The sequence below is a fragment of the Pedomonas sp. V897 genome, from assembly GCF_051304405.1.
Taxonomy (GTDB): Bacteria; Pseudomonadota; Alphaproteobacteria; order Sphingomonadales; family Sphingomonadaceae; genus Pedomonas.
Genome location: NZ_JBPPGG010000008.1, coordinates 7,501 through 26,173, shown reverse-complemented (window position 1 = coordinate 26,173; position 18,673 = coordinate 7,501). Strand labels below are relative to the sequence as shown.

At 64.6% G+C, this 18,673-nt stretch carries 9 protein-coding genes and 1 CRISPR repeat array (1 of these 10 cut by a window edge); all 9 genes read right to left on the bottom strand.

The features are described 5' to 3' along the window. Positions 1–9: 9 nt before the first annotated feature. Positions 10–8,901: an isopeptide-forming domain-containing fimbrial protein gene (locus ACSJJU_RS14225; RefSeq protein WP_435916247.1), complete on the bottom strand. Its 8,892-nt coding sequence runs from the start codon at positions 8,899–8,901 to the stop codon at positions 10–12. 405 nt (positions 8,902–9,306) lie between these two features. Then, positions 9,307–10,248 carry an MBL fold metallo-hydrolase gene (locus tag ACSJJU_RS14220; protein WP_435916246.1) on the bottom strand — a complete coding sequence of 314 codons (942 nt, stop codon included), beginning with the start codon at positions 10,246–10,248 and terminating at the stop codon, positions 9,307–9,309. Between the two features lie 411 nt (positions 10,249–10,659). Continuing rightward, positions 10,660–11,765: a CRISPR direct-repeat array (repeat unit 32 nt; unit sequence GTTTCGATCCACGCCTCCGCGCGGGAGGCGAC). A 197-nt stretch (positions 11,766–11,962) separates the two neighbouring features. Beyond that, positions 11,963–12,253 carry a CRISPR-associated endonuclease Cas2 gene (gene cas2, locus ACSJJU_RS14215; protein WP_435916245.1) on the bottom strand — a complete coding sequence of 97 codons (291 nt, stop codon included), beginning with the start codon at positions 12,251–12,253 and terminating at the stop codon, positions 11,963–11,965. Positions 12,254–12,256: 3 nt separating this feature from the next. Continuing rightward, complete coding sequence (cas1c, locus tag ACSJJU_RS14210) at positions 12,257–13,297, bottom strand: type I-C CRISPR-associated endonuclease Cas1c (protein ID WP_435916244.1); 1,041 nt, start codon at positions 13,295–13,297, stop codon at positions 12,257–12,259. A 24-nt stretch (positions 13,298–13,321) separates the two neighbouring features. Next, positions 13,322–13,969 carry a CRISPR-associated protein Cas4 gene (cas4, locus tag ACSJJU_RS14205; RefSeq protein ID WP_435916243.1) on the bottom strand — a complete coding sequence of 216 codons (648 nt, stop codon included), beginning with the start codon at positions 13,967–13,969 and terminating at the stop codon, positions 13,322–13,324. Between the two features lie 3 nt (positions 13,970–13,972). Further along, positions 13,973–14,908: a type I-C CRISPR-associated protein Cas7/Csd2 gene (gene cas7c, locus ACSJJU_RS14200; RefSeq protein WP_435916242.1), complete on the bottom strand. Its 936-nt coding sequence runs from the start codon at positions 14,906–14,908 to the stop codon at positions 13,973–13,975. Next, positions 14,905–16,722, bottom strand: coding sequence for a type I-C CRISPR-associated protein Cas8c/Csd1 (gene cas8c, locus ACSJJU_RS14195; RefSeq protein WP_435916241.1), 1,818 nt, complete (start codon positions 16,720–16,722; stop codon positions 14,905–14,907). Before cas8c ends, cas7c begins: the two co-directional genes overlap by 4 nt. After that, complete coding sequence (cas5c, locus tag ACSJJU_RS14190) at positions 16,719–17,390, bottom strand: type I-C CRISPR-associated protein Cas5c (RefSeq protein ID WP_435916240.1); 672 nt, start codon at positions 17,388–17,390, stop codon at positions 16,719–16,721. Before cas5c ends, cas8c begins: the two co-directional genes overlap by 4 nt. Positions 17,391–17,553: 163 nt before the next feature. Next, a protein-coding gene (locus ACSJJU_RS14185) for a CRISPR-associated endonuclease Cas3'' (RefSeq protein ID WP_435916239.1) crosses the window boundary here: on the bottom strand, positions 17,554–18,673 show its 3' portion. The gene runs 1,226 nt beyond the window's last position; 1,120 of the gene's 2,346 nt are visible here — the last part of the coding sequence; the start codon falls outside the window, past its right edge; it ends in the stop codon at positions 17,554–17,556.

The window sequence follows — 18,673 nt, the reverse complement described above, 5'->3', positions numbered from 1 at the left end:
CCCACCCCCTCACTTGCCATGCGTGCCGATTGCCGCGGCCGGGTCGCCGGTTTGCTCGACCCGGATGTTCGCGCGCACGTCGGGCGAAAGCCGGCCGGCGAGCGCGTCGTAGACGGCCCGGGCGCGGCGCATGCCAAGCGCGGTATTGTCTTCAAAGGAACCCCGAACATCGGCGTGGCCAACGATGGTGACCGCGCCGCCGCCCTGCTGCGCGAGCCACGCGGCCATGCGGTCGAGCAGGGGCCCGAATTCGGGGCGAATTTCCGCCGTGCCGGTATCGAACAGGACGGTGCCGAGCAGCGCGCCGCCCTCGTCAAAGCCGACGATCATCGCGGACGGATCGTCCACCCGGCCGCGCGCGGTGATCCTGACGTTTGGCGCCGAGGCCGGGTCCAGCCGCGGCAGCAGGGCTGCCTTCACCGCCTCCGCGCGCTCGAACGCCAGTGCCTCGGTGGTGCCGCTGGCATCGATCACCACCTCGCCGCCCTTGAACTCGCGAAGTTTCGCCGCCATCGCCTCGATCGCCGGGAGATGCTTCTCCCGGATCTCCGCGCTGCCCGGGGCGAAGGCCACGCTGCCCAGCTCCAGCTCGATCGTCTGCGTGCCTTCGAGATGGACGGAGGGCAGCTTCACGCCCCAGTCGAACCGCACCGGAATGCCCGGCGTGATGCGCCGCAGCAGCGGGTTGGCCGTGGTGAACGTGGCCCCATCCGGCAGGGTCGCGGGATCGACCTTGAGGATGAAGTTGCGGCCGCGCTCCCAGGCCCCGCCAGGGATGCCTTCAAGGTGATAGCGGCCGAACTGGTCGGTCTCCATGATGAGGCCTTCGACCGAGGCAATGCGCACACCCGGAATGCCGCGCTCGTCGATGCCGGCATTGTCGATGATGTAATCGACCACATAGCCGCCCTCGCCCTGCGCGACCCGGCGCGTGACGCGCGGCTCGGCCGCATTCAGGCCCTTCGCTGCCTCGCCGCTTTTCTCGATCCGGGTTTCACCCGCCGCGTTCATGCGGACGGTGACGCCCTGATCGCTGGTGAGGATGAAGTCATCCGTGAAGGCGAGCGCGCTCAGGCGCTGACGGATCACGATCCGATGCCTTTCCACCGGATCGGCGTCCGACTGGCGGGCGCTGAGGCTGCCGAGGCGAAGCCCGTGCAGCAGCGGCGCGCTGGCATCGGGCACCGGCGTCATGCCCTGGCCGCGATCGATCGTCGTCGAGCCAGGGATGTAGGCCTCCGGCGCAAAGCCGCCCTTCACGGAAAGGCCGGTGAGCGCGGCGCTGTCCTGCCAGCCGTCGCCGTCGCGGTCGTCGAATACCGTGCCGAAGATGAGGGTGTCATCCAGCAGCGGATCGGCCACCAGTTCAACCTGCGCCGTGGCCCGGTTGGAGACCGCCACATTGTCGCTGCCATAGACCTGCGCCTGGTTGACATGGGTGCCCTTGCGGACACCCGCGCCCACCCGCATCAGGTAGACGAGCGTTGCCGTCTCGCCGGCCCTGAGGTCGATGCTGCCAAAGCGCAGCGGGCTCTGACCGGAAACGGTCGCGGCGTTGTCGCTGTCAACGACGCGCAGGGAGCCCTCCACATAGGTGAAGCCTGCCGGGGGGATGTCGATGATGCTGCCGCCGATCAGGTCGCGCTGGCTCACATTCTCGAGCGAGAGCGTGTAGCGGATGAGATCGCCGATCTTCACCTCGCGAACCGACGCGGTCTTGACGAGGCGTACCAGCGGCTGCTCGACCTTGTGCTCCACCGCACAGACATCGCAGCTGGGAGCGCCTGCGCCGCCGCCCGACGCCGTCACCTGGTTGCGGACCGTATCGCCCACGTCGGCGTTGACGGTCGCCGTGTAGGTCAGGCGGTGCGCGCCCACCGGCGTGCCCGCCGGAAGCGTGCAGGTGATGACGCCGTTCGCTATTTCGCAGAGCTCCGGCACCTCGGTGATGGTGAGGCCCGCATCGGGCGTATCCACCAGCACCAGCGGCTCGGTGGTCGCGCCGTTGGAGACGGTGGCGGTCAGCGCATAGGTGATCGTATCGCCCACCTGCACGGTCTCGCCCGCCGCCGGATCGGCCGACTTGACGATGTGGATGACCGGGCCTGTCACCGGAGTCCTGACGGTGCAGACGTCGAGGCAGACCGGGTTGTCCGCGCCGCTGCCAACCACGTTGTTGCGGACATCGCCACTCGCCGTGCCGTTGACGGTCGCCGTGTAGGTGACCGCGTAGGTGCCGGGGCCCGTGCCCGCCGGCAGGATGAACCGCACCACCGGTGCGCCCGAAGCATCCACCTGGTACGCGCCGGCGTTGGTGACCTCCTTGAAGTCGAGGCCGGTGCCCAGCGTATCGGTCAGCAGCACCGTGTCCGACGTGGTCACGGAGTTGGCGACCGTCGTGGTGAGCGTATAGGTGATGACATCGCCCGCCTTTACCGGGCCCGTCGTGCTGGCGGTCTTGGCATAGACAACCGTTGCGTCCTCAACCGCCGTGGTGGTGCCACATGCGGTGGTGCAGACCGGGTTGTCCGCGCCGCTGCCGACCACGACGTTGCTGACCGCGCCGCTCGCCGCGCCATTGACGGTTGCCGTATAGGTGACCGAATAGGTGCCCGGGCCCGTGCCCTGCGGCAGCCTGAATTTCACCACCGGCGCGCCAGACGCATCCACCTGGTACGCCCCGGCGTTGGTGACCTCCCTGAAGGTGAGGCCCGTGCCCAGCGTGTCGGTCAGCAGCACCACATCCGACGTGGTCATGGAATTCGAGACCGTCGTCGTGAGCATATAGGTGATGACATCGCCCGCCTTCACCGGAGTGGACGTGACCGCCATCTTGGAGAAGAAGACCTCCGGCGCGATTACCGGCGTCGTGACCGAGCAGCCGCCCGCGCAGGACGGATTGTCCCCGCCTGCACCCGCCACCGTGTTGACGACGGAGCCGGTTGCTGCGGCGTTGACCGTGGCGACGTAGGTGACCTCGTAGGTGCCGACCGGCGTACCGGCAGGCAGGGTGCACACCAGCGTGCTGGACCCGGTGCAGGTGAACGCGCCCGGGCTGGTCACCGCATTGAAGGTGAGTCCTGCCCCCAGCGTGTCGGTCAGCGTCAGCACGTCCTTCGTGGCCGCGCCCGCCACGTTCACCCGCAGCGTGTAGGTGATGGCATCGCCCACCTTCACCTGGGTGGCATTGGCGCTCTTGGAATAGGTGACGGTGGGATCCGCGACGGTCGTCGTGGTCGAGCAGATCCCCGAGCAGAGCGGGTTATCGCCGCCCGCGCCGACCACAGCATTGGTCACGACGTCGGAGGCCCCGCCGTTCACGACCGCCGTGTAGGTGACCTCATAGGTGCCAACCGGCGTGCCGGCAGGCAAGGTGCACATCAGCGGAGCGGTCACCGTGCAGGTGAACGCCCCGGCATCGGTGACCGAGTCAAGGTCGAGGCCCGTCCCCAGCGTATCGGTGAGCGTCAGCACATTTCGGGTTGCCGCGTTCGCAACCGTCACCGTCAGCGTATAGGTGATGACATCGCCCGCCTGCACCGGCCCCGCCGTGCTTGCCGCCTTGGCATAGGTGACGGACGGGTTTGCAACCGAGGTGGTCGTGCCGCAGCTGGTGGTGCAGGATGGGCTGTCTGCCCCGCTGCCCACCACAACGTTGGCGACGGTGCCGCTTGCGGTGGTGTTGACGGTTGCGGTGTAGGTGACCGAGTAGGTGCCCGGCCCCGTGCCCTCCGGCAGCCTGAACCGCACCACCGGCGCATCGGAGGCATCAACCGTATATGCCCCCGCATTGGTGACCTCCTTGAAGGTGAGGCCCGTGCCCAGCGTATCGGTCAGCAGCACCACGTCCGAGGTGGTCTTGGAATTGGAGATCGTGGTCGTCAGCGTGTAGGTGATGACATCGCCCGCCTTGACCGGACCCGCCGTGCTCGCCGTCTTGGAGAACAGCACTTCCGGCGCCACCACGTTTGCCGTGGTTGTGCAGCTGCCGGAGCAGGCGGGATTGTCGCCGCCCGTGCCGACCACCGCATTGGTGACCGTACCCGAAGCCGACGCATTCACGGTCGCGGTGTAGACGACCGAATAGCTGCCAACCGGCGTGCCGGGCGGCAGGGTGCAGACCAGCGGATTGGCCGGGGTGCAGATGAACGGGCCCGTGCTGACAACCGCCGTGAAGTCGAGGCCCGCCCCGAGCGTATCGGTCAGCGTCAGCATATTCCGGGTTGCGCCATCCGCAACCGTGGCCGTCAGCGTGTAGGTGATGACGTCGCCCACCTTCACCTGGGTCGCGTTGGCGCTCTTGGCGTAGGTGACCACAGGGTCGGCGACAGGCGTCGTTGTCGCGCAGGTGCCGGAGCATGTCGGATGATCGCCACCCGTGCCGACGACCGAATTGACCACAGAGCCGGCAGCGCTGTCGGTGACGGTCGCCGTGTAGGTGACCGCATAGGTGCCGGCCGGCGTGCCCGCTGGCAGGGTGAAGCGCACCATCGGCGCACCGGAGACATCGACGCTGTACGCGCCCGCATCGGTGATGGTGGTGAAGTCGAGGCCCTCGCCCAGCGTATCGGTCAGCGTCAGCGCATTCTTGGTCGCCGCATTCTCGACCTTTGCCGTCAGCGTATAGGTGATGACATCGCCCGCCTTGACCGGACCGGACGTGCTGGCCGACTTGGCATAGGTAACCGCCGGATCCTGCACCGTGGTGGTGGTGCTGCACCCGGTGGTGCAGGACGGATGATCGCCGCCCGAGCCCACCACGACGTTGCTAACGGTGCCGCTGGCCGAGGCTTTGACCGTCGCCGTGTAGGTGACTGAATAGGTGCCGGGCCCCGTGCCCGCCGGCAACCTGAACTTCACCACTGGCGCGCCGGACGCATCGACGCTGTACGCGCCCGCGTTGGTGACAGCGGTGAATTCGAGCCCTGCGCCCAGCGTGTCGGTCAGCAGCACCACATCCGAGGTGGTCTTGGCATTCGCAATGGTGGTGGTCAGCGTATAGGTGATGACATCCCCCGCCTTGACCGGACCGGACGTGCTCGCCGTCTTGGAGAAGGTGACCTGCGGCGCGATGATGGTCGCCGTGGTCGTGCAGCTGCCGGCACAGGTCGGATTGTCGCCGCCCGCGCCCACAACCGCATTGGAGACGCTGCCGGACGCGCTGGCATTGACGGTCGCCGTGTAGGTGACCGAATAGGTGCCGGCCGGCGTGCCCACCGGCAGGGTGCAGACCAGCGGATTGCCTGCGGTGCAATTGAACGCACCCGCGCTGGTCACGGCATTGAAGGTGAGCCCGGCCCCGAGCGTATCGGTCAGCGTCAGCACATTTTTGGTGGCCGCATTCGCAACCGTTGCCTTCAGCGTATAGGTGACCACATCGCCCACCCTCACCTGGGTCGCGTTCGCGCTCTTGGTGTAGGTGACGGTGGGATTGTCGACAGTCGCCGTTGTCGTGCACGTGCCCGAGCAGGCCGGGCTGTCGCCGCCGGTGCCCACGACCGCGTTGGTGACGCTGCCGGACGCGCTGGCATTGACGGTCGCCGTATAGGTGATGCTGTAGCTGCCAGCCGGCGTCCCGGCCGGCAAGGTGCAGACCAGCGGATTACCGGCCGTACAGGTAAATTCGCCCGCACTGGTCACCGCGGTGAAATCAAGCCCTGCGCCCAGCGTGTCGGTCAGCGTCAGCGTATTCTTGGTGGCAGCGTCCGCAACCGTAGCCATCAGCGTATAGGTGATGACATCGCCTGCCTTGACCGGTCCGGACGTGCTCGCCGACTTGGCGTAGGTGACAGCCGGATCAACCACCGGCGTCGTGATCGCGCAGGAACCCGCGCAGGTCGGGTTGCCGCCCATGCCGACCACCGTGTTGGTGACGGTGCCGGAAGCGTTCTCCTTGACGGTTGCCGTATAGGTCAGGCTGTAGGTGCCGACCGGCGTGCCTGCGGGCAGGGTGCAGATCAGCGTGCTGCCCGAAGTGCAGGTGAAATCGCCTGCATCCGTCACATCCGTGATTTCAAGCCCTTCCCCCGGCATGTCGGTCAGGGTCAGCACGTTGTTGGTGGCGGCGTCCGCAATCGTTGCCGTCAGCGTGTAGGTAATGACGTCGCCCACCTTGGCCTGGGTCGCGCTCGAGGTCTTGGCGTAGGTGATGACAGGATCAGCCACCGGCGTCGTGGTGGAGCAGGAGCCCGTGCAGGACGGGTTGTCGTCGCCCGTCCCCACCACCGCGTTGGTGACAGAGCCCGAGGCATCATCCTTGACGATGGCCGTATAGGTCAGGCTGTAGGTGCCGACCGGCCGGCCTGCCGGCAGGGTGCAGATGAGCGGACTTTCGGCGTTGCACGTGAACGCGCCCGCATTGGTCACCGTGCCGAAGTCAAGACCCTCGCCCAGCGTATCGGTCAGGGTCAGCTCATTCTTGGTAGACGCATACTCGACCGTTGCCGACAGCGTGTAGGTGATGACGTCACCCGCCTTGACAGGTCCCGATGTGCTCGCGGTCTTGGTGTAGGTGACCGCTGTATCCTGCACCACCGTCGTGGTTCCGCACCCGGTGGTGCAGGAGGGCGCGTCCGCGCCGCTGCCGACCACCGCGTTGCTGACCTCCCCGCTCGCCGAGGCGTTGACGGTCGCCTTGTAGGTAATCGGATAGGTGCCCGGGCCCATACTCGGCGGCAGCCGGAACTCCACGACGGAAGCGTTGATCTGGTTGACCGTGTAGGCGCCCTGATCAACGACCTCGGTGAACGTCAAGCCCGTACCGAGCGTGTCGGTCAGCAGGACCACGTCGGAGGTGGTCATGGAGTTGGAAACCGTGGTGGTGATCGTATAGGTGATGACATCCCCCACCTTCACCGGACCTGCCGTGTCGGCCGACTTGGCGAACGTGACCTGCGGCGCGATGATGGTGGCCGTGGTCGTGCAGCTGCCCGTGCAGGATGGATTGTCTCCGCCCGCCCCCACCACCGTGTTGGTGACGGTGCCGGTCGCATCTTCATTCACAGTCGCTGTGTAGCTGACCGAATAGGTGCCCGGAGCCCTGCCCGCCGGCAGCGTGAACGTCAGCACCGGTGCACCGGACGTGTCAGCGGTAAAGGCGCCGGCGCTCGTCACCTCCTTGAAGGTGAGCCCGGTCCCCAGCGTGTCGGTCAGCGTCAGCGCGTTGTTCGTTGTCCCGTTGGCAACCGTTGCCGTCAACGTATAGCGGATGACATCTCCCACCTTCGCCTGGGTTGCGTTGGAGGTCTTGCTGAAGGTCACCTTTGGCGCCAGCGGTGTGACGACGCACTGCGCGGAAGGACAGGACGGAGTCGACTGTTTCGGATTCCGGGCAATGTTGGTGATGGTCCGGGCAGAGGCCGGCAGGGCATTCTTCACCTGCACCACAACCGTCAGCGTAAGCGAACCACCGGCGGGAACGGACAGGTTGCTCCACGTCACGGTCCCGCTGCTGTGGGTGCCGCCGTTGGACGCGCTGACAAACGTGGTATTCGCATCCAGCGTGTCCACAAGGCTGTAGTTGGTTGCGGCGGACGTGCCCGTATTGGTCAGGGTGATGCGGTAAGTGAGCTCCTCGCCTGGCTCCGCCTGGCCGCTGACCGATCCGTTCTCGGCAAACAGAGCCTTGGAAATGCGGACGCCGACATCCTTGTCGGTGGCGGTATTGTTGGACTGGTTCGAATCCAGAGCCGTCTCGGGCGCCGTGACGGTTGCCTTATTTGTCAGATCCCCCGTGAAGGACGAGGGAATCTGCATCGTCATCGTGAAGGTGACGGTTGCATTGACCGGCAGGTCGACCGCGACGTTGGAAATTCCCCCCGTGCCACTGGCCTGACCGCAGACGCCGCCGTTGGTCGCGCTGCCGCACGTCCAGCTGGCCGACGTAATGCCCGACGGCAGCGGATCGTTGACAATAGCGCCCTGAACGCCGAAGGGGCCGTTATTTCTTACGACGATGCTGTAGGTCGTGCTGGTGCCGGGCGTGTAATAGGTGGTGTTGTCCGTCTTGGTGATGGAAAGATCGGCACCAAATTGCAGGGGCGTGCTGTAGCACTTGGCACCGTCGTTATTGGACGTCGCGGGAGAAGAGGAGATGAGCGTGGCCTTACCCGTCTGCAAATTGAACTGGTAAAAACCACCTTCGTTTCGAATGCCGAACACGCCATTTGAGGCACTGACCAGCGCCCCGAATGTGCCGCTTACACCCGTACTGCCAATGACCTGAACCTGACCATTGCTGGGATTGATCGTGTAGAGCCTGTCATTGCTGCTGTCGTGCGCGTAAAGCTTGCCGTTGTACCAGGCAAGGTCGGCGGAGGCGCGGGCCTGCGACATGTTAATTCGCGTCGCTGCCCGTGTTGACAGATTCACACGGTACAGCGCCCCATCCGTCGCCGCATTGTGCTTGATATAATAATAGCCGTCGGCGCCAATCTCGCCGGACGCGGGATAGGTGGTGGGGACATTGATATTCCCGCCCGTGATGGTGCCCACAACCTGGTAGCCGCCATACCTTCCGATCCGGAGAAGGCGAATATTCGAACCGGAAGGCCGGTCAACGCCGTAGATGTATTTATCGGCCGGATTGAACGCGATTGCATTATAGCCCGCGCTATGGGTGGTACTGCCAAGCGCAGGATAGCTGAAAGGGTTGGTGGCAGTATTCACCCGATACATCCGGGTGGGGATGTTCTGCGCCAGGTAGACATCCGAGGTACAGCCTTCGAAGGGCTGCACCGTCGTTTGTGCCTGCGCTGGCGCGGGAACCAGAAGCGACCGGAGCAATACCGCTCCGGCAATCAGCAAAAACAAGAAAGCCTGGAGACCTTTGGAGACCTGCTCCGCGGCTGTAAGCACATGCGAAACCACGCCATCGAGAGTGGCGAAGCCTGCCCTGACCATTTTTTGTAAGCCCCCCGGACACAGATGCGACGGATCGAATCACACAGGAAATTGATGCCCGAGCAGTTACTGAAACCTTAAAATTTGCAGTATCGGCGGGTCAGAACAAAAGAATCTACGAGTTATCGGCAATAAAATAGAGTGCTCTTGGCAACTGTGCTATTAGCACTCGGTCTTTTTATTTTACCGCTGGCACCCTTTTCCTTCCCCTTGGTCCCATAAAAATAATCTATACTTTTTGTGCTATGCGTCGTTTCTGAGCCGTCCGTCTTGCCTAGCGGGGCCTAGGGGCCAGGCGCAAGGCGCAAAAATCCGCGGGGCGCGCGTTCCCGGCAGCCCCTCGGCCCCTTGCGGAACGCCCCCATTTTTCCTGTGGGCGGAATTTTGGCGGGCCGTTTTCCGGCTTCAGAGCGTGTTCAGCGGGATTTTCAGGTACCGGACGCCGTTGTCTTCCGGCGGTGGCAGGCGCCCGCCCCGCATGTTCACCTGAATGGCGGGCACGATGAGCTTGGGCACGGGCAGGGTCGCATCCCGCGCCGTGCGCAAGGCGACGAACGCCTCCTCGCTCACGCCGTCATGCACATGGATGTTGCCGGCCTTCTGCGCCGCAACCGTGGTCTCCCAGGCATAGACGTCGCGCCCCGGGGCCTTGTAGTCGTGGCACAGGAACAGGCGGGTCTCGCCGGGCAAGGACAACAGACGGCGGATGGAGCGGTAGAGCTGACGCGCGTCGCCACCGGGGAAATCCACACGGGCGGTGCCATAGTCCGGCATGAAAAGGGTGTCGCCCACAAAGGCCGCGTCACCGATCACAAACGCCATGTCCGCTGGCGTGTGGCCCGGGACATAAAGGGCGATACCCTCGAGGTTGCCGATGCGGAAGGTATCGCCATCGGCGAACAGGTGGTCGAACTCGGAGCCGTCGCAGGCGAAGTCAGGCCCGACGTTGAACACCGTGGCGAAGATCCGCTGGACCTGAACAATCTCCCGGCAGATGCCCACGCGCCCACCCAGCGTCTCCTGGAAGTAAGGCGCGGCGGACAGATGGTCGGCGTGGACATGGGTTTCCAGCAGCCAGTCCACCGTTATGTTTTCATTTTCGATATAGCTGGCGATCGCATCCGCGGAGCGTGTATCCGAGCGTCCCGCCGCTGCCTCATAATCCAGCACACTGTCGAGAATGGCCGCGCGCCGGGTTTCGGGACAGTGAACCACATAGCTGACGGTGTGCGTCGCCTCGTCAAAAAAGGCCCTGACCACCGGCCTTTTGCCCGGATCGAGCGCCGCACGCTCAATCTGCGCTGCAGCTTTGATGCGCGGTTCGTCGATGAGCGGTTCGTCGGTCACACCTCACTCCCCATTGTGGAGGCCGCATCCAATAAATTCATTCAATTGTCTTTTTGATCCGCAACCCCAAAGCAAGAAAAAGCAAGAAAGGGCGGGTCCTGTTCCGCCGGGTCTGACAGAGCCCGTTCCCCGGCAAGCCCACCGCTTCCCGACACCTCATACCGACAGAACGACGATCGAGCCCGGAATGACTGTACGGGAACGCGACACGCACTTGATCTGAACCTTACGGACGCCTGGAGACAGCGGCGAATGGTCTCCTCGCCCCCGTCGACCGCACACCAGTCTATGCTACCAGCGACTTTGGCCCCAAGGGTATAGGCAACAGACCCGCCCCCGCCGCAATCCCGGGGTCAGGTGTGCAGGGACGCAGGGGCAGATGCTCTACAACATCTAGCTGTCCAGCTGGAAGTTTTGATCCACGCCTCCGCGCGGGAGGCGACATGCGGTCGCACGCGGCGCTATCATCCTCACGGAGTTTCGATCCACGCCTCCGCGCGGGAGGCGACGCTCCACCGGCGCCCCTGGCACGACACCAGGAGGTTGCGTTTCGATCCACGCCTCCGCGCGGGAGGCGACGGCGTTGCGCGGGTTTGCGCTCCAACTGATCCGCGTTTCGATCCACGCCTCCGCGCGGGAGGCGACGCGATCACGAGGCAAACCAAAACGAACAGCGCGATGTTTCGATCCACGCCTCCGCGCGGGAGGCGACCGCGCCGCCGCGAATTCGGAAAACCGAGCCGTTCGAGTTTCGATCCACGCCTCCGCGCGGGAGGCGACCTGTCGGCGCAGTTCTGCGGCGTCCGACTCGCCCAGTTTCGATCCACGCCTCCGCGCGGGAGGCGACCGGGAGACGGCGGACAACATCGTTGGCTGGGTCAGTTTCGATCCACGCCTCCGCGCGGGAGGCGACCGAATTACGTTGGCCCGAGCCGCTCCGCATTCCAGTTTCGATCCACGCCTCCGCGCGGGAGGCGACGCGACGCGGGCCTGGCCGCGGTTCGGCTCCAGCGTGTTTCGATCCACGCCTCCGCGCGGGAGGCGACCGCCCGGACGCCTTCACCTTGGAGATGGCCTTCGAGTTTCGATCCACGCCTCCGCGCGGGAGGCGACCCTGGCCGACGCGCGTGCGCAGCCAGCCGTAGACTTCGAGTTTCGATCCACGCCTCCGCGCGGGAGGCGACACGCCCTGACCAGCGCCCCCGCTGACACCAAGCCGTTTCGATCCACGCCTCCGCGCGGGAGGCGACCAGAGCACTCGCAGCGGCACCCGTCAGGAGCGAAAGTTTCGATCCACGCCTCCGCGCGGGAGGCGACCAACATCGCCGTTTGCGTCGTAGGTCTGGATGCCGTTTCGATCCACGCCTCCGCGCGGGAGGCGACGGCCTCGGTGGCGGCCTGACCGATAATCTCGCCGCCGTTTCGATCCACGCCTCCGCGCGGGAGGCGACCAACGGAAGACGTGACTCCCATGGCGGCCAGAATGTTTCGATCCACGCCTCCGCGCGGGAGGCGACGGTATAGTGATTAAGACGATGAGAAAGAACAGTAAATGGCCTTCGCCCCGCGAACCTCTCGACGGCAAAGGTGCCATAATCAAAGAACAAATACCTAAAATGAGATAACCGACTGACTTTTAATGACTTTTCCTGTTCGCGAAACTGCCGGGAAGCGGTCAACCGCTTCCGGTTCGCGCGGCAACAGCCTTGCCAGCCTAGAACACCAGGGGCCCGTCAAGGTCCATTGCCGGCTTCGCACCGACATGCTCTACCCGGCGCTTTCCGTCGGCACCCAGGCGATAGAAGCGCAGCGAGTCCTTCTCTGCGTCGATCTCCTCAAGCAGACGCGCCCGCAGTTTCGCCCATTGCGCCGGATCGACCTCGCATTCGAATACCGAATTCTGCACACGCTGCCCCAAATCCTGGCAAGCCCTGGCGACGCGACGCAGGCGACGCCTGCCGGCAGGGTCCTGCGTGTTTACGTCATAGGTCACCAGCATCAGCATCACTCATCTCCACAAAAAGGGAGGATAGCCATCGAGATCACCGCGCAAATGGCGGGATAGCAACAGCGCCTGCACATGAGGAACCAGACCCATCGGCATGGCCTCGCCCAGGAAGGGATGCCGGAGCTCGCGCTTCTTGCGCTCCTGCCAGGCCACCAGAATTGCCTTGCGCCCGTCATCGGTCAGCGACACTGCGCCTCCCTCGTCGATGTGGAAATCGCGCGCCTTGACCTGTCCCCGGTTGACAAGCGTGAGCGCAAGGCGGTCGGCAAGTACCGGGCGCAGTTCCTCCATCAGATCAAGCGCAAGGCTGGCGCGGCCCGGCCGGTCCGCATGCAGCAGTCCCACCTGCGGGTCGAGCCCGACGCTTTCCAGCGCCGAGCGACAGTCATGGCCGAGCATCGCGTAAAGGAACGAGAGCAGGCAGTTGATGCGGTCGAGCGGCGGGCGGCGGGAGCGGCCGCGAAAGGCGAAAGCCTCGCGATTGCCCTGCACCATGGCATCAAAAGCCGCGAAATAGACCTGAGCCGCCTCTCCCTCGTAGCCGCGCAGCGTGGCCACGTCCCCGGCGGCGGCAGCCAACCGGGCGACGTGCGAGAGACGCTGCTCCGCGCGCTCGATCGCAGCGCGGGCGTCCGGCGCCATGGATGCCCCGTGATCGCGCAACGCGCGGCGAAGCACAGTGCGCTGGTTTGCCGCCTTGCCGGTGACGATGCCGCGCACAATCGGCACCGCCCGGGCCGGATCGTCGGCGACGCGGTACTGCGTACGGCGCAGCAGGACATTTCCCGTCCGCGGACCCTCCACGCGCGCGAGAAACTTGCCCTGGGGTGTCAGGAACGACAGCGCAATCCCTTCCTCGGCGCAGGCAGCCATCAGCGCGGGCGATGCGCCCGGGCGCGCAAAGCTGACCACGCCGTCGACCAGGTGCATCGGCACGCGGCCACGCTCGACCCCGTCAACCTCAATCACGATGTTGGCGCCATCCTTGCACAGCCAGGCGTTTTCGCTGGTAACGTAGATCGTGTTGAGGTGACGACGCATTCTGAAGTCCCCTGCGACTGGCGCTCAATCGTCCTCCAGCGCCATAAGCTGGCGTTGCAGCCAACGGCCGACTTCCGGCGGCCTTTCAAGCTTTTGCGGACGACACATCCCGGCGAGCGAGCAGCGCCGGCAGGCGGGCGTTGCCCGGGGCGGCGGCGTGTGTCCTGCCATGATCATGCTGCGTGTTTCCGTGGCTATCCGTGCGGTCAAGGCGCGAAGTTCCTCGTCAAAGGCGACAACCTGCCGCCTGTGCGTCTGGCCGTAGAACAGCGCGCCTTCGGACACCGCCACGCCGAACATCTCCTCCAGGCACAGCGCCTGCGCGCAAAGCTGGACTTCATCGGCGCGGTGCGACTTGGGCCGACCGCGCTTGTACTCGACCGGATAAGGCGTCGCCCCGTGAAACTCGACTGCGTCGGCTTTACCAGAGAGGCCAAGCGCGAAGGAGCGAAGGGTCAGCCCACGCACAGTCCGGATGCCGGCGCGACGATCAGGCCGGCCGCTGTCCACCCGGGCATGCAACAACTGCCCCTCCGCCGTGGCACCGTCCTCCGCCCAGATGCCCTCAACATGGATCAGTGCACACTGGCGCGGACAGAAGAGATAGTGCTGCAGCGCAGACACAGGAACCAGTGCCTCTTCGGCGTCCGGATCCGGTGGTGGCTGCAGCATCGCTCAAATCCGCTCGATTACCTCGACACCTGCGGGCAGGCCTTCGCGGTCGATGGTCACTGCATAGTCAGACCAGTGGCGTGCCGGCGGCCAGTTGTCGGTGGCGCGGCTGCCGACGGGTTGACGCGCGCCTTCATGGACACGCCAGGTCTTCACCCGGTCGAACAGCGATTGTGCCTGGGCATTGCCCAGCGCGCTTTCGTGGCGGAACAGGATGAGCTTGCGCGTTGCCATCTCGCCGCGAGCTGCTGACCGGTCATGTTCGAACATGTTGCCGAGCGCCTCCCAGAGCAGCTCGAGGTCATCCTCGGAAAAGCCTGTCCCCTTGGTCGAATGGCTGGCCAGCGGAGCGGAGACGAACCCGTGCGCGCGGTAGAGGCCGTAGGGCACGATATGCTTGCGCCCCATGGTGCGACCACCCTTGTCCTCGGAGTCCTTTTCGGTGGTCGCGGCCATGCGGGTGATCGCCACTTCCAGTGGCAGGATTGGCTCGACGGAGCGGGCAAAGGTGAACTGCACGGGCCCGCGCACCTGTCCGGCGTTCACGCCGGTCGACATTACCGCCCCGAAAGCGCGGATGTCCCAGAAGTTGGCACACATCCATTTAGTAAGCTCCCGCGCCTTCTGCTGATCCTTGGGCAGCTTCTTGAACTCATCGTCCTTGGTGACTTCCGGCATCACCGCGGCCCAGGCCTTCCTGTGCAGATTGTTCAGCGTCGCGCCCTCGGACATGTAGATTTCACAACCCGGAGCATCTCCTTTCGCCAGCGCGACGTAGTTGCGCACCTTGCGCTTCAGCGCGACATCGGAGACGAGGCCCTGGTTCGTTTCCGGGTCAAGCCGGGGCATGTTGCCGGCGTCGGGGTCGCCGTTGGGATTGCCGTTCGTCACGTCGAAATACAGGACGAACTCGTAGCGGTTGGTAACGGGATTGCTCATTCTTCGCCCCCTTCGCCTTGCAGGTCTTCCAGCTCTTTCGGATCAAGGTTTTCATTCTTGTCGTTGGACAGCCTCGCTGCGCGCTGGTGGTAGTAGCCGATGGCGAACTCACCCTGGTCCTGCAAGGACAGCGAGCGCGGCAGCGAGCGGGGCGCCACCGGTTCGATATGGCTGTGAATTTCCTCCAGCTCGCGCTCGATCAGGCTGGCCCAGCCGGGCTTTTCCTTGCGCACTTTGGCAAGGTGGTTCTGGCCGCCTCGCACAATCAATGGAAAGACGCTGGCTGGCGTTGCCGAAGCTGCGCCGAAATACTTGTCCCGGATCGTTGCATTGACTCGGCCCAGTGCCGCGCGCTGCGCCAGTTCATAGACGGCGAACAGCCGGCCGAGTTGGTAGCCCACGTTGTCGTGGTCCCTCTTCAGGCTCATCGGAGTCTCTCCTTCCTCGGGAATTTCAGGATGGCGGCGCTTGAGGCGCACGAGCACGGCGCGAATGACGGCAGCGTGCCAGCCAGTGGCCGGGCTGTCGCCGGCACGCAGGCGGATCAGCACTGCAGACAGGAAGCTCTGCGGATAGCGTGTGCCGCTCAGCACCGCGCGCATCACCTCCCCGGCAAGCAGCGGCGGGATGTTCTTGAAGTCGCGCTGGAGCGCCGTGGTGTTGACGAGAAGCCGGTTGATCGAAGGCGCTGCGCCCCACTTCAGCGGCGCGGGTTCGATGCGCAGGTCTTCGTGATGGCGGGCAAGGCGATGCGCGAAGGCATCGATCGTGTCACTCAGCCAGAAACGCACGGAAAGACGCGCAGCGTTCGGCGACAGGCCGAGGACGTGGAAACGCGTATCGGGTTCGATCTCGGGCAGAACATCCGAAATCCGTTTGCCGCGGGCAACCGCCTGCATTTGCTCGCGCAACTTGCGCGTTTCGCTGGCGTCGTCATCGGCCGTATCTCCACCAAGCCAGTTGGCGAACAATGCATCGGCCTGGCCATCGCCGGCCTCGGCCCAAAACACGACGGTCGCATCGCCGACCGGGCGCGGCAGACGGTTCGGTCCGCCGCGCGTCAGCAGGTAGTTGAGTGTGGTACCGTAACGGAATGCCGCTCCCTTCGAGGTCGGCGCGTTGGCACCTTGCGTCTTGCCCAGCGAAGTGAAGGCGTCGAGATTGAACGAGACCAACGCTGCGCCAGAAGACTGCGCACCTTCGACACCCTTGATCGATGGATGCAGACGCTCGACCGGCCCTCGCTCACCCGTGACAAGGCAAAAAATGTCTTCGCCCTCTTCATTCCCGCCACCCGCCATTTCAACAAGCGCGCGCGCAGCAGGGCGTTCGTGAATACGTTGCCGTTCCCCGTCGAGGCGGAACATCACATTGGCATCGAGCATCTCCGGCACAAAACCGGGCACTGACTCCAGCCTGTCCGGCTGCCACTTTTCGAGGAACAGACGCAGCGCGATCAAGCCCTCGTCGGTCTCATCAGCGAGCCGCGTCAGATGCATTTCGCGAAAAGCTGCGTGCTCCTGGGCCGTACGCTGGCCCTTACCTGCAGTACGTCCCAGCGCATAGGACGTCTTGTCCCAGAGGAAGTTGGAAACAATGCCCACCGTGCGCTTAACGGCAGCCGGCACCGGGTAATCCGTGGGTTTCCGCTTCTTGCCTGAAGGCGCACGAATGTCTTCGATCCATACAGGCTCGCCATCGCGGCTCAAGACCACGCAAAAGCCGAACTTTTCCCGGCTCCACCCCGGCGAGGAGACCTCGCCGCGCTCGGCCAGGCGGTGATAGTGGCGTTCCAGCGCCTGCAGAATGGTCACCGCACCACCTCCTCCGCATGGAAGGGGGGGACCTCAATCACGCCGTCCACCATTTGCGCGCGGAAAAAGCGCGATTCATTGCCGCGGGCAAAGTCAATATCGTGCAGCATCCAGCCCAAATCACGATCGCGTTCGGTCAGCGGCGGGTCATAGACCGGAAGCGGGTCGTCCGGCCCCAGCAGTTCGAACTCGGCAGCGAATTCGCGTGTGCCGAGGCAAGGGCGGTGGAAGCACTGGCCCTGCTGGGCGCGGCGGTTGAACATCGCAATATGCTTGGCAGGCGTGTCTTCCGGTCCCGCCCTGTCGGTCATCGTGAAGTGTGCCTCGATCACATAGGCGACATCGACCAGCACCAGTGCCGCGCGCTGCTGGCGTTCCTCGTCGACGAGGATGCCCAGACCCTCGGTCGTTCCGAGATTCATGGCGCTGCGTGCGTTGGCTGCGCTCGCCTTGGCCCCTACTTCATTGCGCCGCAACGACTGGAACCGGATCGGACGCAGCACATGGATGCGATCGACATGCCAGCGGATCGCCGGCTTCCAGTGAATGGCCTCGAGAATGCCGCGCGCCGCTGACGGCGTCATGACGTCATAGCTGACGCGCTCGACCTTCATCTCCGGACGCGTGAAGCAGGCACGGTCCCCCCAGACGTGCAGCCTGACAGACATTACCCCCCCGATATCGACACCTCACCATCCAGAGGCAACTGAATGGTACGATAGTGTTATGACTTTTGGCAATGCCTCGCATTGCATGCGCGACATCATTGCGCAACAAACCGAGGCGCACAGCCAATCGAGGGGGGAGCTGGAAACCATAACAACACTGACCCTAGAAAATGTTGTCTTCCGACGATCTGATCGCCGGGTCACCATCGATTTGCAGACCGGCATTCAGGTCATACAGCGGCGGAAGTTCACCCGGCCGCTCCTCGGTCAGCACAACAAAGCGATCCCCGTAATCGTCAGGCCTGATCGCCTCCACCACGCCCTTCGCCAGCCAGTCCGCCCGCAGCTTTGCCGGCACAGGCACGACATACTGTTGCAGCCTGCGCTGCACGCCCGCTGGCGGGAATTCGGCAAATCGCAGCTCGTCGATGGCCTTGCGGGCCGCGTCATCGAAGGGCACGATGATCGGGTCCATCACCTCGTCAATGAGGCGGAAGGCGCGGGCAATCGTCGCGAAGGGGAAAGTCAGGCTCCTCGTCGTCTCCATGATCGCGCGCATGATCTCGAGCGTCTCGCCGGGGGCCAGATGTGCGCGGTCGAGGGCTTCATAGCCCTGCGCCCAGTAGAGCCAGCGATAGTATTCCCGCACCGCCTCCAGAGCGAGCGGGTCATCGTTGCGCTTCAACACCTCTCGCGCGGCCTGGTAGAATGGTTTTATGGCATCGGGCGTTCTGCGCCCGGCTGGCTCGAACACGACGGTTCTGCCCAGCGCCTCGCCCAGCGGTCCCAGTTCGCCGTTGCGGTTGCAGCGCCCCGCCGCCTGCGCAATGCTCGCAAGTCCGCTTACGGCGCGCCAGACTTCGGGGAAGGAGATGTCCACACCCGCCTCGATCAGGCTGGTGGCAACAAGCCGGACCGGCCGCCCCTTCTTCAGGTCTTCGCGCAGTCGCGCCAACACTTCCCGCCGATGCCGCGCGCACATCAATGTCGTCAGGTGCGCTGCGCCTTCCTGGCCTTGCTCACGCAACAGTCCATACAGTTCGCGCGCGTGAGCACGGCTGTTGACGATGCATAGCATCTGCGGCTGCGTGGCGAAGCGCGCGCTCACAGCTTCGTCACTCACCGGTTCACGCAGCCATTCCACCCGCACGCGCCTGAGCTTTTCATAAAGTCCCGCCGGATCCGGCGCGAGTTCCCGGTGATCGGGAATGTCCAGGCCCTCACACTTTCCATTCCGCGGCTTCGGCAGCGCCTCATCCCACACACGCAGCGCGGGCTGTGTT

Coding starts and splice junctions, on each gene's coding strand:
- ACSJJU_RS14225 (WP_435916247.1), bottom strand. CDS start 8,901: ATGGTCAGGGCAGGCTTCGCCACTCTCGATGGCGTGGTTTCGCATGTG.
- cas2 (WP_435916245.1), bottom strand. CDS start 12,253: ATGCTGATGCTGGTGACCTATGACGTAAACACGCAGGACCCTGCCGGC.
- cas1c (WP_435916244.1), bottom strand. CDS start 13,297: ATGCGTCGTCACCTCAACACGATCTACGTTACCAGCGAAAACGCCTGG.
- cas4 (WP_435916243.1), bottom strand. CDS start 13,969: ATGCTGCAGCCACCACCGGATCCGGACGCCGAAGAGGCACTGGTTCCT.
- cas7c (WP_435916242.1), bottom strand. CDS start 14,908: ATGAGCAATCCCGTTACCAACCGCTACGAGTTCGTCCTGTATTTCGAC.
- cas5c (WP_435916240.1), bottom strand. CDS start 17,390: ATGTCTGTCAGGCTGCACGTCTGGGGGGACCGTGCCTGCTTCACGCGT.